Raw genomic sequence first — 14604 nt, forward strand, 5'->3', positions numbered from 1 at the left:
CCGCGGCTCCATCGAGGCGACCGCGCCGGTGACCTCGATCGGGTCGCCGACCAGCGCGGTGTCGAAGTAGCTCTTCGCGTCGGCCTCGCTCAGGTTGATGCAGCCGTGCGAGGTGTTGACCTTGCCGAGGTTGGCGCGGTTCTCCTCGTTCTCGTGGATGAACTCGCCGTGGTTGGACATCCGGACGGCCCACTTCTTCTCCACGTCGGTGTAGCCGTAGCGCGGGTTGTCCATGATCTCGACGGGGTTCTTCTGCATCACGATGTAGGTGCCGTTGGGCGTGTTCAGCTCCGGGTCGTGGTCCTTGCCGTAGCTGGCCGCGTAGCTGGCGACCTGCTTGCCGTCCCGCTCCACGACCATCTGGTGGGTGGAGGCGTCGGCCTTCACGACCTGCGAGCGGCCGATGGTGAACTCGGTGGTCAGGTCGGAGCGGCCGTACTCGCCCTCGCCGTAGTGCACGCCGTAGAGGTCGGCGTCCACCTCGACCTCGGTGCCCGCGGGCCAGTACTCCTTCGGCCGCCAGTCCACCTGGGTGTCCGACAGCCACGCCCAGGCGCCTTCGACGGGCACCGAGGTGCGGACCTTCAGCGCGCGCTCGGCGGCGGCCTTGTCGGTGACGGGGTCGTCGAACTTCACGCTGATCGGCATCGCGACGCCGACCTCGCTGTGGTCGGTCGGGTTGACGGTGGCGCGGACCTGCTTGGCCGGGGAGATCGTGGTGAAGCTGCCCTGCACCGGGACGCTCTTGCCGTCGGTGCCGGTGGCCTCGCCGGACCAGGTGTAGGTCTTGCCGTAGCCGAGCTGCTCGCCCGCGGTCCAGCTGAGGCCGTCGTCGGCGAGATCGCCCTCGACCTCCTTGCCGTCGCCGTTGGTCAGCGCGACGTCGTCGAGCTTGCCGCCTTCGACGCTGACCTTCACCGGCGCGGCCGGGTTCACGTCGGAGCCGCCGCCGGGTTCGAGGTGCACCTTGGCGAGCGGGGCCTGCGCCTGCGTGCCGCCGCCGGTTCCGCCCCCGTCCGTGGACTGCGTCCCGCAGCCCGATAGCAGCAGCACGGCCACCAGCGTTCCCGCCAGCGCGGTCCACAGCTGCCGTACCCGACTCACCCTGCTCAGCACTCCTCGACCCCGATCCGTTCCGACGTGGTTCTCACAACCGCAAGACGTGCGGCGCCTCGAAAAGATGCCGCCGATCAACAGTGTGTCGTGTCACAGGATCGCCATCGCGGGCGCCCCCGGCACGCTTGAGCCGCTCTTTCGAGTGAACAATCTTCACCCGGCAGAGCTATGACCAGGGGGAACCATGATCGCCCGCCGTGTTCAACCGCCATCCGGCCGCTCTCCGCCCCGCACCGCTCCGCCACCGACGGGCCGAGGGTGGGGCAACTCACCGCTCATCCGCGATCACACCGGGAGTTGGCGGTGCAGTACGCACAGCTCCACGTCCAGCTCCGCGAGGACGTCCGCGATGGGGCTCGCGAACCCGGTCATCCCGCTGCGGGTGCCCGCGAACAGCAGCCCGACCACCCGGCCGTCGTCGTTGACCACGGCACCGCCGGCGTCCCCGACCCGCAGGAAGCAGCCGCCGCCCGGCGGGCAGTCGATCCGGATCTGCTCCCGCAGCACGCGCACGCCCAGCGCCGCCCCGTGATCCACCCGCACCGTCACGTCCACCGAGGTCACCACCCCGCTGGTCACCCCGCTGCCGTAGCCGCACTTACGCACCTGCTCGCCCGGGTAGGCGGCGCACTGCCCCGTCACCGGTCCGATGCCCGGGATCACCGGCGAGTGACCGACGCCCCTGCCCAGGGTGACCGCGGCCGCGTCCACCCGGCCGGACAGCGCGCCCCGCGCCAAGTCCGCGTACACGTGACCGGTGTCCGGATCGACCATCCGGTCGCCGACCGCCCAGCCGTCGTCCAAGCAGGCCACGTCGAACGTCGTCAGCCCCATCGTCGCCACCGCGGGCGGGTGCCCCACGACCAGCGCGCCCAGGGTGCCGGTGCGGCGGTAGCGGCCCGCGTACCGGGCGTCCGGCGGGGCCAGCTGCACCGAGCGGCAGGGAGCCAGCCCGTCGCCGCCGGTCACCGCGCCGTCGTGCGCGAAACCGCGGCCGCGCAGCGCCACCGACTCCTCCGCGCACGTGTGCACGTGCTGGAGCAGCGGTTTCTCCTCGATGACGTCGGTGGGGATGCCGAGCACGTCCGGCGGGATCTGGGTACCCGGCCACACCCGGTCGGCCGGGCGCTTGCGCGCCACCGACACGACGATGCCCTGTTCGCCGGTGAACCGGCCCGCGGTGCGCTTCTCACCGATGTCGACCGCGGTGACGCCGGGGAGGTCCAGCAGCTGGTCCTCGACCGCGCGCTTGATCGGCCTGATGACCGCTCTGTCCCGAAGTTCCCTGATGCTGAGCATGGCGGCCCCCTCCAGCAACCATTTAACACTCAGGGTTAACCGTTAGTCACGAAGAGTCACCCTTCCGGCCGGTCGGCAGTCAGGTGAACCCGGATCCGGAACAGGCCTCCGGCCGCGGCCGGACGTGGAGCGCGAGCCGCGCGGGGCTCAGAGCGAACAGTCCACCAGCACCGGCTCCGGCGCCAGCGACACGCCGAACGCCGAGCTCACCCCGTCCCGCACTTCACGCGCAAGGTGGAGCAGGTCCGCCGTGCTCGCCGAGCCCCGGTTCGTCAGCGCGAGGGTGTGCTTGCCGGACAGCGCGGTCCGCCCGCCCGGACCGGAGTGGCCCTTGCCGAACCCGGCGCGGTCGATCAACCAGGCCGCGGACAGCTTCGTGCGCCCCTCCGATGCCGGGTACTGCGGCACCTTCTCGTCCGGTCCGACGTGGGCCGCGATCAGCTCCAGCACCCCGGGCAGGTCCGCCGCCTCCACGATCGGGTTGGTGAAGAAGGAGCCCGCGCTCCACGTGTCGTGGTCGTCCGGGTCGAGCACCATGCCCTTCGAACGCCGTAAACGCAGCACCGCTTCGCGCACCCGGACCACGTCGACGCGCGCCCCCGGGTTCACGTCGAGCTCGCGGGCCAGCTCGGCGTACCGGATCGGCGCCGACTGACCGCCGTCGCGCAGCAGGTAGCGGGCGCGCAGCACCACCGCGTCGTCGGTGTGCTTGAGGATGCTGCCCCGGTAGACGAGCCCGAGGTCGTCGGCGAGCACGGTGCGGATCCGCCCGGTGCGCCGGTCCAGCAGGTCCACCGAAACGAGCATCTCGGAGATCTCCACGCCGTAGGCGCCGACGTTCTGCACCGGGGTGGCGCCGGTGAGCCCGGGGATCCCGGACAAGCACTCCAGGTTGCCGAGCCCCTGGTGGACGGTGTCGGCGACGACGTCGTCCCAGTCCTCGCCCGCTTCGACGGTGAGCTGCACGAACCCGTCCACGATGTCGTAGCGGCGCCCGCCGGTGGCGATCCGCACGACGCGGCCGTCGAAGCCCTCGTCGGCGATCACCAGGTTGGAGCCGCCGCCGAGCACCAGCAGCCGCTGGCCCGCCGCGTCGGACTCGCGGACCGCCTCGGCCAGCTGGTCCGGGTGTTCGGCCACGACGAGCTCGGCGGCCGGCCCGCCGAGGCGCAGCGTGGTGTGGCCGGACAGGACGTGGGCCGCCGGGTCGCCGGTCTGCGGCGCGCCACCGCTGGTTCCTTCGGAGCCGGACATCGAGGGGTTCACGATTGCCAAAGGTAACCTTCCGCCCATGGCACGCCGCATCGAGCACCGCAGCACCTCCGAGTGGCCCGCATCGCAGGTGCATGCGGCGCTCATCGACATCGACTATCTGCGGGAACGCCTCGACCAGCTCGAGGGCGGGCGCAACGAGCTCGTGCAGCACACCGCGGACGGCGATGCGGTGCGCTTCCAGATCCGCCAGGGCGTGCCCACCGATTCGCTCCCCCCGATCGCGCGCACCGTCGCCGGGGCGGGTGACCTGGTGATCGACCGCAGCGAGTCGTGGCGGTGCGAGCAGGACGGCCACTACGCGGGCGAGATCGCCGCCGAGGTCGCCGGGGTGCCGTGCACCATCACCGGATCGATGTGGCTGCGCGACCTGACCGGCGGAACCGGCGCCAGCGAACTGCTGGTGGAGGGCGAAGTGCGGGTGTCCGTGCCGTTCCTCGGCGGCAAGCTGGAGGACCTCGTCGCCGAACAGGTGCAGAAGCTGCTCGCCGCGGAGGAGCGCTTCACCACCGAGTGGCTGGCCCGCCCGCGGAGCTGACCACGGATGATCTTCACCGCCCGCTCATGAACCAGCCCCGCAAGAAGGCGCCGCGCCTGGCCGCCGGGCGCGCCCGCGCGCTCGGGGTGCCGACCCGCGGCACCACCAACCCGAACCGGCTGCGCCGCGTGGACCGCTGGATCGCCGGTACCCCGTGGGTCGCCCGCGCGCTGTCCGGCGCCGCCGATCCCCTGGTGATCGACCTCGGCTACGGCGCCACCCCGGTCACCACCGTCGAGTTCGCGGCCCGGCTGCGGCCGGTGCGCCCCGACGCGCGGGTGTTCGGGCTGGAGATCGACCCGGATCGGGTGGCCGCGGGCAAGGCCGTCGCCGCCCCGCCCGCGCTGGAGTTCCGGCGCGGCGGCTTCGAACTCGCGGGGCTCGCCGCGGGCATCGGCGGTGCGGACGGCCCGGCGCTGGTGCGGGCGTTGAACGTGCTGCGCCAGTACACCGAGCCGGAGGCGTGGAAGGCCTGGGACGAGCTGCGCGGACGGCTCGCCCCGGACGGGCTGCTGGTGGAGGGGACCTGCGACGAGATCGGGCGCCGCTGCTGCTGGGTGGCGCTGGACCGGTCCGGGCCGCGCACCCTGACGCTGGCCTGCCTGCCCTCCGACGTGGACCGGCCGTCGGACCTGGCGGAACGGCTGCCGAAGACGCTGATCCACCGCAACGTGCCCGGCGAGAAGGTGCACGCGCTGTTCACCGACCTGGACGCCTGCTGGGCGCGGGCCGCGCCGCGAGCACCGTTCGGCCCGCGCGCCCGCTGGGCGGAGGCGGTGCGGCGGTTCGCCGAGCTGGGCTGGCCGGTGCGGGACCGGCCGCGGCGCTGGCGGCTGGGCGAGCTGACCGTCGACTGGGCCGCGGTGGATCCGCGCACCTCGGGGTGACATCACCCGGCCGGGCCGGTCGGCGCAGTGCGATACTCCGCAACCGTGTCCGCTCGATTCGTCATCACCCTCGGCTGCCCCGACCGCACGGGGATCGTGGCCCGCATCGCCACGTTCCTCGCCGACCACGGCGGTTGGATCGTGGAAGCCGGGTACCACACCGACGTCGAGACCGGCTGGTTCTTCACCCGCCAGGTCGTGCGCGCGGACTCGCTGCCGTTCGGGCTGGCGGAGCTGCGGGAGCGCTTCGCGCGGGTCGCCGACGAGCTGGGCAGCACCAACTGGCGGGTGAGCGACACCTCCGAGCGGCGCCGGGTGGTGCTGCTGGTGTCCCGCGAGGGCCACTGCCTGCACGACCTGCTCGGCCGCGTCGCCTCCGGCGAGCTGGACGTGGACCTGCGCGCCGTCATCGGCAACCACCCGCGGCTGCGCGGCATCACCGAGGCGCACGGCGTGCCGTTCCACCACGTTCCGTTCCCCGCCGGCTCCGACCCGGACGACAAGGGCGCCGCGTTCCAGGAGGTGCGGGCGCTGGTCGAAGGGCACGACCCGCACGCGATCGTGCTCGCCCGGTTCATGCAGATCGTGCCGCCGGCGGTGTGCGAGGAGTGGGCCGGACGCGCGCTGAACATCCACCACAGCTTCCTGCCCTCGTTCGCCGGTGCGCGGCCCTACCACCAGGCCTACGAGCGCGGGGTGAAGCTCGTCGGGGCGACCTGCCACTACGTCACGCCGGAACTCGACGCGGGCCCCATCGTCGAGCAGGACGTGATCCGGGTGGACCACACCGACGCGGCCACCGACATGGTGCGCAAGGGACGGGACATCGAGAAGGTCGTGCTGGCCCGCGGTCTCCGCGCGCACCTCGAGGACCGGGTCCTGGTCCACGACAAGCGGACCGTGGTGTTCTGACCCGGCTCAGCCCACCGGGCGGGCGAGGTCGTCGAGCACTTCGGCCGCGGGCAGGCGGGCCAGCAGCGCGCCCGGCGCGATGATCTTCGACCGGCGCAGGCCGCTGCCGACGACCGCGGCGGGCGCGCTCGCCACCGCGGCGTCCACCAGCAGCGGCCAGTCGGCGGGCAGCCCGAACGGCGTGATCCCGCCGTACTCCATCCCGGTCAGCCGCACCGCCTCGTCCATCGGCGCGAACGACGCCTTCCGCACGTCCAGCCGCCGCTTCACCACGCCGTTCACGTCGGCGCGCGTCGTGGCCAGGACCAGGCAGGCGGCGTACCGCAGCTCGCCGGCGCGCTTGCCCGCCACGACCACGCAGTTCGCCGACAGCTCCAGCGGGGAGGCGTACTCGGCGCAGAACGCGGCGGTGTCCGCGAGCTCCGGGTCGATCTCGGCGACCCCGACGAGCTCCGCTTCCGCCGCGGGCAGGGCCGCGACGGCGTCGCGGACCGGCTCGGCCAGCAGTTCGGGACGTTCCAGCGCCGAGCCCACCTCGAGGGTTCCGGCGGCGCGCGACCAGTCGAGAGCCATGCGCCGACGGTACGAGCACTCCGCCCCGGCGCGTCCGGCCGGGGTCAGCGCGCTCCCGCAGCTGCGGGGCTCGTCACCCCAGGAAATCGGCGAGCAGCCGCCGCAGCTCCCGGCGGTGGGTGAACAGCGGCGCCACCGACGGCAGCACCTCCAGCCGCGAACCCGGGATCGCGGCCGCGGTCGCCCGCGCCGCCGCCACCGGGTGCAGCGGATCGTCCGTGCCGGTCAGCACCAGCACGTCCGACCGGACCGCCCGCAGGGCCGCCGCGTCGTCGACCACCGCACGGTCGCCCAGCGCGCGCAGCGCGGGCCCCAACCGCAGCAGGGCCGAGGTACGGGCCGCCAGGTGGTCGCCCAGCTGCGCGCCGGGCGGGAACTCGGCGGCCACCCGCTCGCGCAGCGCGGCACCGCCGTCGGCACCGGCGGCCGCGACCGCCTCCGCCAACCGCTCCAGCGCCCACGCCGAGGACACCTCCCGCCCGCCGTCCAGCACCGCGGGCAGCAGCAGCGCGAGCCGTTCGAACCTGCCCGGATCCGCCGCGGCCGCGCGGGTCAGCGCGCCCGTGCCCAGCGACACCCCGACCGCGCGGGTCGCACCGACCGCGTCCGCCGCGGCCAGCACGTCCGCCGCCAGCACGCCGTAGTCCCAGTAGTCCGCGGGCGGGTCCGCGGCGTCGCCGTGGCCCGCGAAGGTCAGCACCACGCGCGTGCCCGGCAGCCCGGAGGCCGGGATCCGCGCCTCGCCCGGAGTCGCGCCCAGCCCGTGGGTCACCAGCGTCACCGGCGCACCCCGGCCGTACCCGCGCCAGCGCGCGCCCGAGGGCAGCACGCCCTCGTCGGCGCGCAGCTCGCCGCCGATCACCAGGAGCTGCCGCGCTGCACCTCGGTGACCTTCGGGCGCACGTCCAGCAGGTACACCAGCACCCCGACCAACCCGGCCAGCCAGATGATCGTGATGGGACCGCTGGTGAACACCGCCAGCAGCACCAGCCCGGCACCGGTGATGCCCAGCCACGCCGGCTTGGACAGCTTGCCCACCGCGGTGAACGCGTCCGCGCGCTGCATCAGCGCGTGCACGAAGGCGTACAGCCCCAGCGGCAGACCGGCAAGCCAGATGACCTTCAAGATCCAGAACTGCAGCAACAGCTCCGGCGGACCGCTGAATGACAACTCCACCACTCCACCCTACGTGTGAGCGGGACCCCGGAGCAGCCCTCCGGGGTCCCGCGCTCGATCGGCGTCAGCTGTCGGACTTGCCGGTCGCCTTCGGCTTCGCGGTGCTCTTCGCGCCGCTCTTCGGCGCGCTCTTGGCGGCGGCGGTCCGGTTCGCGGCCTTGCGCGTGGTGCTGCGGGTCGCGGTGGCCGCGTCGGAACCGGCGTCCGCGACCGCGTCGGCCACGTCGCCCGCGGTGTCGCGGACCTGCTCCGCGGCCTGGTCGCCCGCCTTCTCGGTGGCCTCGGCGGCCTTCTCGCCCCAGGAGCGGGTGGTGCGGGTGACCTTGCCGAGCACGTCGTCGGCGAGCACCCGGGCGTCGCCGACCGCGCTGTCCACCCGGCCCTGGACCTGCTCCAGCTGGCTCCAGGCCTGCTTGACCTGCGGCTGGGACTGGAGGCGCTCGAAGGTCGTCTCGCCGCGCTCGGCGAGGTAGCCGTAGAGCTGGGCGGCGGAGCGGGTGTAGGCGTCGACGAGCTTGCGCAGCTCGGCCGGGTCGAAGCGCTCCTTGAGGTCGTTCGGCAGGTCGTTGACGCCGTGGCGCGCGGACTCGGCGCCCTCGCCGAGCCGGGCGCGCAGCTTGGTCAGCGCGTCGGCGATGGTCTGCGCGGCGAGGTCGCCCGCGCCCAGCGCGGCCAGCAGCGGCGTGCGGGCCTGCTCGGTGGCGTCGCCGCGGGTTTTGGTGTCGTTCTCGGAAGTCGGCATGGTGCTCACTCCTCGGCTGCTTCGGGGGTTTCGGTGCGGTCCGGCACGCCGGTGGCGCCGTCGTGCTCGCGCCGGAACGAGGCGTAGATGTCGAGCAGGACCTGCTTCTGCCGCTCGCCCAGGTCGGGGTCGGCGAGGATCGCGTCCACCACCGGGCCGCCCTCGCGCTGCTCCAGGATTCCGGCCTGCACGTAGAGCGCTTCGGCGGAGATGCGCAGCGCCTTGGCGATCTGCTGGAGGATCTCCGCGCTCGGCTTGCGCAGGCCGCGTTCGATCTGGCTGAGGTACGGGTTGGAGACGCCCGCGCTCTTGGCGAGCTCGCGCAGCGAGATCTGGGCGTTGCCGCGCTGCGCCCTGATGTACCCGCCGAGGTCGCTGACCGCCTGGTTCACGGCCTTGTTGACGGTCTTGTCCACCCGCTCCATGGATCCCGCTCCCTCCGGACGGTTCCCACGCTAACCACGAGTGCTAACTTTTGCAAGCACTCAGCTTGCACCCGCCCGGCGACTCACCCGACCGCGCACACGCAGAACGGGTGCCCGTCCGGATCGGCGTACACCCGGAACGGCGAGTCCTGCTGGTCCGGCGGCTGCGGCAGCGGCCGAGCACCGGCTCGCACCGCCCGCTCGTGCCCCTCCGCCAAGGTCGGCACCCGCACGTCGACGTGCATCATCTGCGGTCGCGCGTGATCCGGCCAGGTCGGCGGCACGTGGTCCGGATCCCGCTGGAACGCCAACGCCGGGCCGCCCGCCGGATCCGCCAGCTCCACCCAGTCCTCGTCCGATCCGGCGTCGTCGACCTCCCAGCCCAGCAAGCGCCGGTAGAACTCCGCCAGCGCGCGCGGATCGGGCGTGTCGATGGCGAACGCGACGATCGACAGCGGGGACTCGGACATGGGCACGACCTTTCGCTCGGAGGGGGACCTCAACTCGACCGGGGGTTCGTCGGCCAGGGATCGACCGCGGCACCCGGGCGCAGCGCGGCCACCGCCTCGGGCCAGCGGGCCGCGAACCTGCCCAACGCCTGCGGCCGGGTCCCGGCATCCTCCGCCCGCCCGGCACCTCCCGCTCGGCCGCCGGACCGTTTCCGCTGCACTGCCACTCCCACGAGATCCACGACTCCCCTAACTGGTGTTCACGTATGAGCAGTTAGTAACCGACGACAGGATTATGAGGGTTATCGACGCACGCTGCAACCGGCTAATCGAATACGATGGTGTTCGTGAACAGCAGAGCCGTCGCCGACCGAGTCCCTGCGAACTCCGCCGCGGACCTGGACGCCGAACGCGACGTCGAGCTGGTGCTGGCCTTCCTCAACACCTCCGACGCCGAAACGGGCACCGACGTCCTCGACTCCGCGGACCAGTGGCGGGCGTGGTCCGCCGGACGCGGCCTGGGCGAAGCCGGAGACCGCGGTTCCGCGCGGCGCGTCCGCGAAGCGATGCGCACCGCGGTGTCCTGCGACCGGTCCGCCCCGCGCCCCGATGCCGACGTGATCACCTGGCCCGTGCCCGTCGTCCTCCAGGACGGCGTACCGGTGCTGGGCGGGCAGGACGCGCTGGGCCGCGTGCTGGCCGCCGCCGTGCACCTGGTGCACACCGGCCACTGGAACCGGATCAAGATCTGCCCGGCCGAGGACTGCCTGTGGGCGTTCTACGACCGGTCGCGGAACAAGTCCCGCACCTGGTGCTCGATGCGGGTGTGCGGCAACCGCGAGAAGGCGCGCTCCTGGCGCGAGCGGCACGCGACCGCCGAGTGAGCACCCGCCGCCGGGCTCGCCGCGCCGAGCGCGGTGAACCGCGCCGCCGACCGCGACGTCCGGACGTCAGAGCAGCAGCTGGGACAGGGCGTAGATCACCAGGCCGGCCAGCGCACCCACCACGGTGCCGTTGATCCGGATGAACTGGAGGTCCCGCCCGACCTGGAGCTCGATCTTCCGCGAGGTCTCCTCGGCGTCCCAGCGCTCCACCGTGTCGGTGATCAACGTGGTGATCTCGGTGCGGTAGTGCGACACCACGTACACCGCGGCGCTCTCCACCCAGCCGTCCACCTTGGCGCGCAGCTCCGGTTCGGTGGCCAGCCTGCGACCGAGCCCGCGCAGCCCGTCGCGCACCCGCAGCCGCAGCTCGCTCGACGGATCCTCGGCGGCGTCCAGCAGCATCTTCTTCGCGGTGCTCCACGCGGAGGCGACGAGGTTCTGCACCTCCGGGTGCGCCACCACCTGCTGCTTGATCTGCTCGGCCCGCTCCATCGTCTTCGGGTCGTGCTGCAGGTCGTGCGCGAACTCCACCAGGAAACGGTCCACCGCCTTGCGCATCTGGTGGTCCGGGTCGGTCTTGACCGCCCACGCGAAGGACAGCACCTCGGCGTAGATCTTGTCCGCGACCATCCCGTCGAAGAACCGCGGCGACCAGGACGGGGCGCGCTGGCTCACCACGCGCAGCACCGTCGCGTGGTTGTCCCGCGCCCAGTCGTAGGCGCGGTCGCAGATCAGGTCCACCAGCTTGTGGTGGGTGCCGTCGGCGAACACCTGGGACAGGATGCGGCCCAGCGGCGGACCCCACGGCTGCTCCAGGACCTTCCGCAGCACCGATTGCTCCAGCACCGCCTGCACGTCGTCGTCGCGCAGCACCTGCACGGCACCGCGCACCGCGGTCGCCAGCTCGGAGGTGACGCGTTCGGCGTGCGCCTCGTCGTCCAGCCAGGTCCCGACCCGCGCCCCGATCTCCGCCCGCCCCAGCTTGTCCCGCACCACCGGTTCGGCCAGGAAGTTGTCGCCGACGAAGGCGCCGAGGTTCTGGCCGAGCGCGTCCTTGCGGGTCGGGATGATCGCGGTGTGCGGGATCGGCAGCCCCAGCGGCCTGCGGAACAGGGCCGTCACCGCGAACCAGTCCGCCAGCGCGCCGACCATCCCCGCCTCGGCCGCGGCGCGGACGTAGCCGACCCACGCGGCGGCGCCGTTGTTCTCCTGCCAGCGGGCGATCACGAAGATCACGGTCGCGACGAGGAGGAGCCCGCCCGCGACGGCCTTCATCCGCCGCAGCGCCCGCCGCTTGACCTGGTCCGCATCCGCTGCCGCAGTCTGTGCCACCCCACGATTGTGGCAGCAGCGGGCACCGGCACCGATCGCTTCGCACCGGATGGCGCCCGCGGTGACGGAACCCGCCCGGCCGCGCACGCCGCGCGACCGCCGCGGTTCCGGCACGTGGGACGACCGGGCCGCCCGGAGCAGTAGAGTGCCGGACGTGCGATCTCCCGCCCTCACCTCCCGGTTGCGCCCGTTCACCTCGACGATCTTCGCGGAGATCACCGAGTTGGCCCGAGAGCACGGGGCCGTGAACCTCGGGCAGGGCTTCCCGGACACCGACGGCCCCGCCGGGATGCTGCGGGTGGCGCAGCAGGCGATCGCCGACGGCGTGAACCAGTACCCGCCCGGCGCGGGTGAGCCGGACCTGCGCGCGGCGATCTCGGAGCACCGGAAGGCGCACTACGGGATCGAGCACGACCCCGACGGCGAAGTGCTGGTGACCGTCGGCGCCACCGAGGCGATCACCGCCTCGATGCTGGCGCTGCTCGAACCCGGCGACGAAGTCGTGCTCATCGAGCCCTACTACGACTCGTACCCGGTGGCGGTGGCGATGGCCGGGGCAGTGCGCCGCACGGTCGGCCTCCGGCAGGGCCCGGACCACCGGTTCGAACTCGACCTGGACGCGCTGCGCGCCGTCGTCGGACCGCGGACCAGGGCGCTGGTGGTGAACTCGCCGCACAACCCGACGGGCACCGTGCTCACCGACACCGAGCTGGCCGCGATCGCGCAGGTGTGCCGCGACCACGACCTGATCGCGATCACCGACGAGGTCTACGAGCACCTGCTCTACGACGGCCGGGCGCACACCCCGCTGGCGACCCTGCCGGGGATGGCCGAGCGGACGGTGACGATCTCCAGCGTGGGCAAGAGCTTCAGCGCCACCGGCTGGAAGATCGGCTGGGCGTGCGGCCCCGCGGAGCTCATCGGCGCGGTCCGCGCGGCGAAGCAGTTCCTCACCTTCGTCGGCGGCGCACCGTTCCAGCCCGCCGTGGCGCACGCGCTGCGCCACGAGCTGGACTGGGTCGCGCAACTGCGCGACGGCTTGCAGCGCAAGCGGGACCGGCTGGCCGAAGGGCTCACCGCGGCCGGGCTGGACGTGCTCGCCTCGGAGGGCACCTACTTCATCTGCGCCGACGTGCGGCCGCTCGGGTTCACCGACGGCGCCGAGCTGTGCCGGGCGCTGCCGGGGCGGGTCGGCGTCGCCGCGATCCCGGTGCAGGTGTTCTGCGACGACCCGGAGCCGGTGCGGCACCTGGTGCGCTTCGCGTTCTGCAAGCGGGACGAGGTGCTGGACGAGGGCATCCGCCGGTTGCACGGCCTGGCGGGCTGATCCCGCCGCGCTCCCCACCACGGTCAACCACCGTGGCCCAGGCAGAGGAAGCCCGCTTCGCCGTGCGCGGCCTGCGCGGCGGCGAGCGCTTCCGCGGGGCCGACGCCGCGGCGGAGCAACGAGTGCAGCGACATCATCACCCGCGCGGTGCGCTCGTCCGGGACCGGAACGACGCTGGCGATCACCGTCGCCGTGCCGCGTCCGAGCAGCGCGGCGGCCAACCCGGTGAGCTGCCCGGCGCGGGCCGGCACCGAACGCCCCGCCTCGCACGCGGAGAGCACCACCGTCCGCGGTCCGCGCCGCAACCGGTCCAGGTCGTAGCCGTACAGCGGGCCGTCGGCGAGCTCCAGGCAGGACAGCAGCGGCTGGTCGTCCCGGAACCGGCCGTGCGCGGCGATGTGCGCGATGGGGGCGCCGTCCACCGCCGCCAGCACCCGTTCCGCATCGGCGGCGGCTCCGGTCAGCAGGCGCCCGCCACCGACCCGGTGCAGCGCCACGACCTCGCCCTCGGCGTGTTCCAGGCTCGGGCCGGACACCCACACCGGTTCGGCCGAGCCGCATTCGCGCGCCGCGTCGGTCCCGCCGCGCAGCCAGGCCCGCAACGACGGCGCGACGGTCACCCCGCGGCCGCGGCAGAGCGGGAGGGCGGCCCACGGCACCGCGTGCAGCGCGCCGGTCGGCACCACCACCAGCCGACGCCCGGGCGGCAGCACCGCCGTCACCGGCCGCAGTAGCGCGCGCTGCACGGCCGCCGCGGCCTCGGCGGCGCTCGCCGCGTACACGGCTCCCGCGCGCTGATCACCGGTCTCGGCCTGCCGGGCGAGCAGGTACCGCAGCCGCTGCGTCTCGTGCACCGCGTCGAGCTCGGCGCCGAGCTCGTGCAGCCGCGCGTTCCCGTCGACGACGGAGACCGCGTGCAGCACCCCCTCGTGCGCGAACAGGACCAGCAGGACGTCGCCGCGCAGCGCGGCGAGCACCTCGGCGGTCCCGGCGGGCTGCGCCGCGTCGATCGCCCCGCCGTCGACGAGCAGCGCCCGGTCCCGCACCCGCCGTTCCAGCGCACCGATCTCGGACAGCGCCGAGCGCAACCGGTTGCCGTCGGCCTCCGCCGCGCCGGACACCGCGGACCGCAGCCGGACCAGGGCCGAGCCCAGCTCCGGGTCGGTGGGCGGGCGCACCGAGCGGCGGTGCGCCGCGCCCAGCCGGTGCCGTTCGACCCACCTCAGCACCAGCCGCGGATCACCGGAGCGCAGCGCGGCGCCGACCGCGACCGAGCCGAGCTCCTCGGCCAGCCCGAACGCCTCGATCCGCGGTTCCCACGCCGCGATCCCGCTCGCGTAGCTCGCCACCGCGCGCAACCCGCGGCGGCAGGCGGCGAACAGCCGGTCGTGGTCCCCGGCGTCCGCCGCCAGCAGCGCCTCCGCCAGCCAGCCCACCGTCAGCTGCCGGGTCGCGCCGGGTCCGCCGCCGCGCCCGGGCGCGGCCCGCGCCACCCGGGCGCGCCCCGCGCCCCCCCCCCCCCCGCGCGCCCCCCCCCCCCCCCCCCCCCCCCCCCCCCCCCGCGGCGCGCCCCCCCCCCGGGGGGGCCCCAAACCCCGCCGCGCCCGGGGGGTGGGGGGGGGGTTGGGGGCCCGGTTGCCCAGCTTCGCACGAGCACGCACCCGTGTCACCG

Annotated in this window: 16 protein-coding genes; 5 read left to right on the forward strand and 11 right to left on the reverse strand. The window is 73.9% G+C overall.

Going from position 1 to position 14604, the window contains the following annotated elements; translation table 11 throughout:
• The 3 genes from LCD33_RS26520 to LCD33_RS26530 all read right to left on the reverse strand — a co-directional run.
• The coding region (locus LCD33_RS26520) for an Ig-like domain-containing protein (protein ID WP_374228548.1) at window positions 1–1104 on the reverse strand (1104 nt) is incomplete at its 3' end.
• Window positions 1105–1401: 297 nt separating this feature from the next.
• Window positions 1402–2415 (reverse strand): S1 family peptidase, encoded by a 1014-nt coding sequence (locus tag LCD33_RS26525; protein WP_224958497.1) that lies wholly within the window; start codon window positions 2413–2415, stop codon window positions 1402–1404.
• A gap of 147 nt (window positions 2416–2562) precedes the next feature.
• On the reverse strand, window positions 2563–3669 hold the full coding sequence (locus LCD33_RS26530; protein WP_224958520.1) for a UDP-N-acetylmuramate dehydrogenase: 1107 nt from the start codon (window positions 3667–3669) through the stop codon (window positions 2563–2565).
• A gap of 37 nt (window positions 3670–3706) precedes the next feature.
• Here LCD33_RS26530 and LCD33_RS26535 point away from each other — a divergent pair, with 37 nt between their 5' ends.
• The 3 genes from LCD33_RS26535 to purU are packed head-to-tail and all read left to right on the forward strand — an operon-like array spanning window position 3707 to window position 6024.
• A complete protein-coding gene (locus LCD33_RS26535) occupies window positions 3707–4225 on the forward strand; it encodes a DUF2505 domain-containing protein (protein ID WP_224958498.1) in 519 nt (172 codons plus the stop codon).
• A 26-nt stretch (window positions 4226–4251) separates the two neighbouring features.
• Window positions 4252–5112 (forward strand): class I SAM-dependent methyltransferase, encoded by an 861-nt coding sequence (locus LCD33_RS26540; protein ID WP_224966639.1) that lies wholly within the window; start codon window positions 4252–4254, stop codon window positions 5110–5112.
• A gap of 45 nt (window positions 5113–5157) precedes the next feature.
• Window positions 5158–6024 carry a formyltetrahydrofolate deformylase gene (gene purU, locus LCD33_RS26545; protein ID WP_224978399.1) on the forward strand — a complete coding sequence of 289 codons (867 nt, stop codon included), beginning with the start codon at window positions 5158–5160 and terminating at the stop codon, window positions 6022–6024.
• A gap of 6 nt (window positions 6025–6030) precedes the next feature.
• Here the strand turns inward: purU and LCD33_RS26550 are convergent, their stop codons facing one another.
• The 6 genes from LCD33_RS26550 to LCD33_RS26575 all read right to left on the reverse strand — a co-directional run bounded on the left by LCD33_RS26550 (window position 6031) and on the right by LCD33_RS26575 (window position 9410).
• Window positions 6031–6597 carry a YbaK/EbsC family protein gene (locus tag LCD33_RS26550; protein WP_224958501.1) on the reverse strand — a complete coding sequence of 189 codons (567 nt, stop codon included), beginning with the start codon at window positions 6595–6597 and terminating at the stop codon, window positions 6031–6033.
• A 73-nt stretch (window positions 6598–6670) separates the two neighbouring features.
• On the reverse strand, window positions 6671–7459 hold the full coding sequence (locus tag LCD33_RS26555; protein WP_224978400.1) for an alpha/beta fold hydrolase: 789 nt from the start codon (window positions 7457–7459) through the stop codon (window positions 6671–6673).
• Window positions 7456–7773, reverse strand: a complete 318-nt coding sequence (locus LCD33_RS26560; RefSeq protein ID WP_373689992.1) for a DUF2516 family protein — start codon at window positions 7771–7773, stop codon at window positions 7456–7458. Before LCD33_RS26560 ends, LCD33_RS26555 begins: the two co-directional genes overlap by 4 nt.
• A 64-nt stretch (window positions 7774–7837) precedes the next feature.
• Window positions 7838–8515, reverse strand: a complete 678-nt coding sequence (locus tag LCD33_RS26565; protein ID WP_224978401.1) for a hypothetical protein — start codon at window positions 8513–8515, stop codon at window positions 7838–7840.
• A gap of 5 nt (window positions 8516–8520) precedes the next feature.
• Complete coding sequence (locus LCD33_RS26570) at window positions 8521–8940, reverse strand: helix-turn-helix domain-containing protein (protein WP_224958504.1); 420 nt, start codon at window positions 8938–8940, stop codon at window positions 8521–8523.
• Window positions 8941–9023: 83 nt separating this feature from the next.
• On the reverse strand, window positions 9024–9410 hold the full coding sequence (locus LCD33_RS26575; RefSeq protein ID WP_224978402.1) for a VOC family protein: 387 nt from the start codon (window positions 9408–9410) through the stop codon (window positions 9024–9026).
• Between the two features lie 317 nt (window positions 9411–9727).
• Here LCD33_RS26575 and LCD33_RS26580 point away from each other — a divergent pair, with 317 nt between their 5' ends.
• A complete protein-coding gene (locus LCD33_RS26580; RefSeq protein ID WP_224958506.1) occupies window positions 9728–10273 on the forward strand; it encodes a CGNR zinc finger domain-containing protein in 546 nt (181 codons plus the stop codon).
• A gap of 66 nt (window positions 10274–10339) precedes the next feature.
• On the opposite strand, the gene LCD33_RS26585 is transcribed toward LCD33_RS26580, so the two are convergent.
• Entirely contained in the window at window positions 10340–11548 is a 1209-nt protein-coding gene (locus LCD33_RS26585) for a DUF445 domain-containing protein (RefSeq protein WP_224958523.1), read from the reverse strand.
• 211 nt (window positions 11549–11759) lie between these two features.
• Between LCD33_RS26585 and LCD33_RS26590 the strand changes: the two genes are divergently transcribed.
• The gene (locus LCD33_RS26590) at window positions 11760–12932 is read left to right on the forward strand and encodes a pyridoxal phosphate-dependent aminotransferase (RefSeq protein ID WP_224966637.1); all 1173 of its coding nucleotides are present in this window, start codon (window positions 11760–11762) and stop codon (window positions 12930–12932) included.
• 23 nt (window positions 12933–12955) lie between these two features.
• Here LCD33_RS26590 and LCD33_RS26595 read toward each other — a convergent pair whose 3' ends face one another.
• Window positions 12956–14425: a CHAT domain-containing protein gene (locus tag LCD33_RS26595; RefSeq protein ID WP_224978403.1), complete on the reverse strand. Its 1470-nt coding sequence runs from the start codon at window positions 14423–14425 to the stop codon at window positions 12956–12958.
• Window positions 14426–14604 lie beyond the last annotated feature (179 nt).

This window comes from Saccharopolyspora sp. 7B (assembly GCF_020177435.1).
GTDB classification, from domain to species: Bacteria; Actinomycetota; Actinomycetes; order Mycobacteriales; family Pseudonocardiaceae; genus Saccharopolyspora_C; species Saccharopolyspora_C gregorii.

Coding starts and splice junctions, on each gene's coding strand:
- LCD33_RS26530 (WP_224958520.1), bottom strand. CDS start 3,669: ATGTCCGGCTCCGAAGGAACCAGCGGTGGCGCGCCGCAGACCGGCGAC.
- LCD33_RS26580 (WP_224958506.1), top strand. CDS start 9,728: ATGGTGTTCGTGAACAGCAGAGCCGTCGCCGACCGAGTCCCTGCGAAC.
- LCD33_RS26550 (WP_224958501.1), bottom strand. CDS start 6,597: ATGGCTCTCGACTGGTCGCGCGCCGCCGGAACCCTCGAGGTGGGCTCG.
- LCD33_RS26535 (WP_224958498.1), top strand. CDS start 3,707: ATGGCACGCCGCATCGAGCACCGCAGCACCTCCGAGTGGCCCGCATCG.
- LCD33_RS26525 (WP_224958497.1), bottom strand. CDS start 2,415: ATGCTCAGCATCAGGGAACTTCGGGACAGAGCGGTCATCAGGCCGATC.
- LCD33_RS26540 (WP_224966639.1), top strand. CDS start 4,252: ATGAACCAGCCCCGCAAGAAGGCGCCGCGCCTGGCCGCCGGGCGCGCC.
- LCD33_RS26565 (WP_224978401.1), bottom strand. CDS start 8,515: ATGCCGACTTCCGAGAACGACACCAAAACCCGCGGCGACGCCACCGAG.
- LCD33_RS26585 (WP_224958523.1), bottom strand. CDS start 11,548: ATGAAGGCCGTCGCGGGCGGGCTCCTCCTCGTCGCGACCGTGATCTTC.
- LCD33_RS26570 (WP_224958504.1), bottom strand. CDS start 8,940: ATGGAGCGGGTGGACAAGACCGTCAACAAGGCCGTGAACCAGGCGGTC.
- LCD33_RS26575 (WP_224978402.1), bottom strand. CDS start 9,410: ATGTCCGAGTCCCCGCTGTCGATCGTCGCGTTCGCCATCGACACGCCC.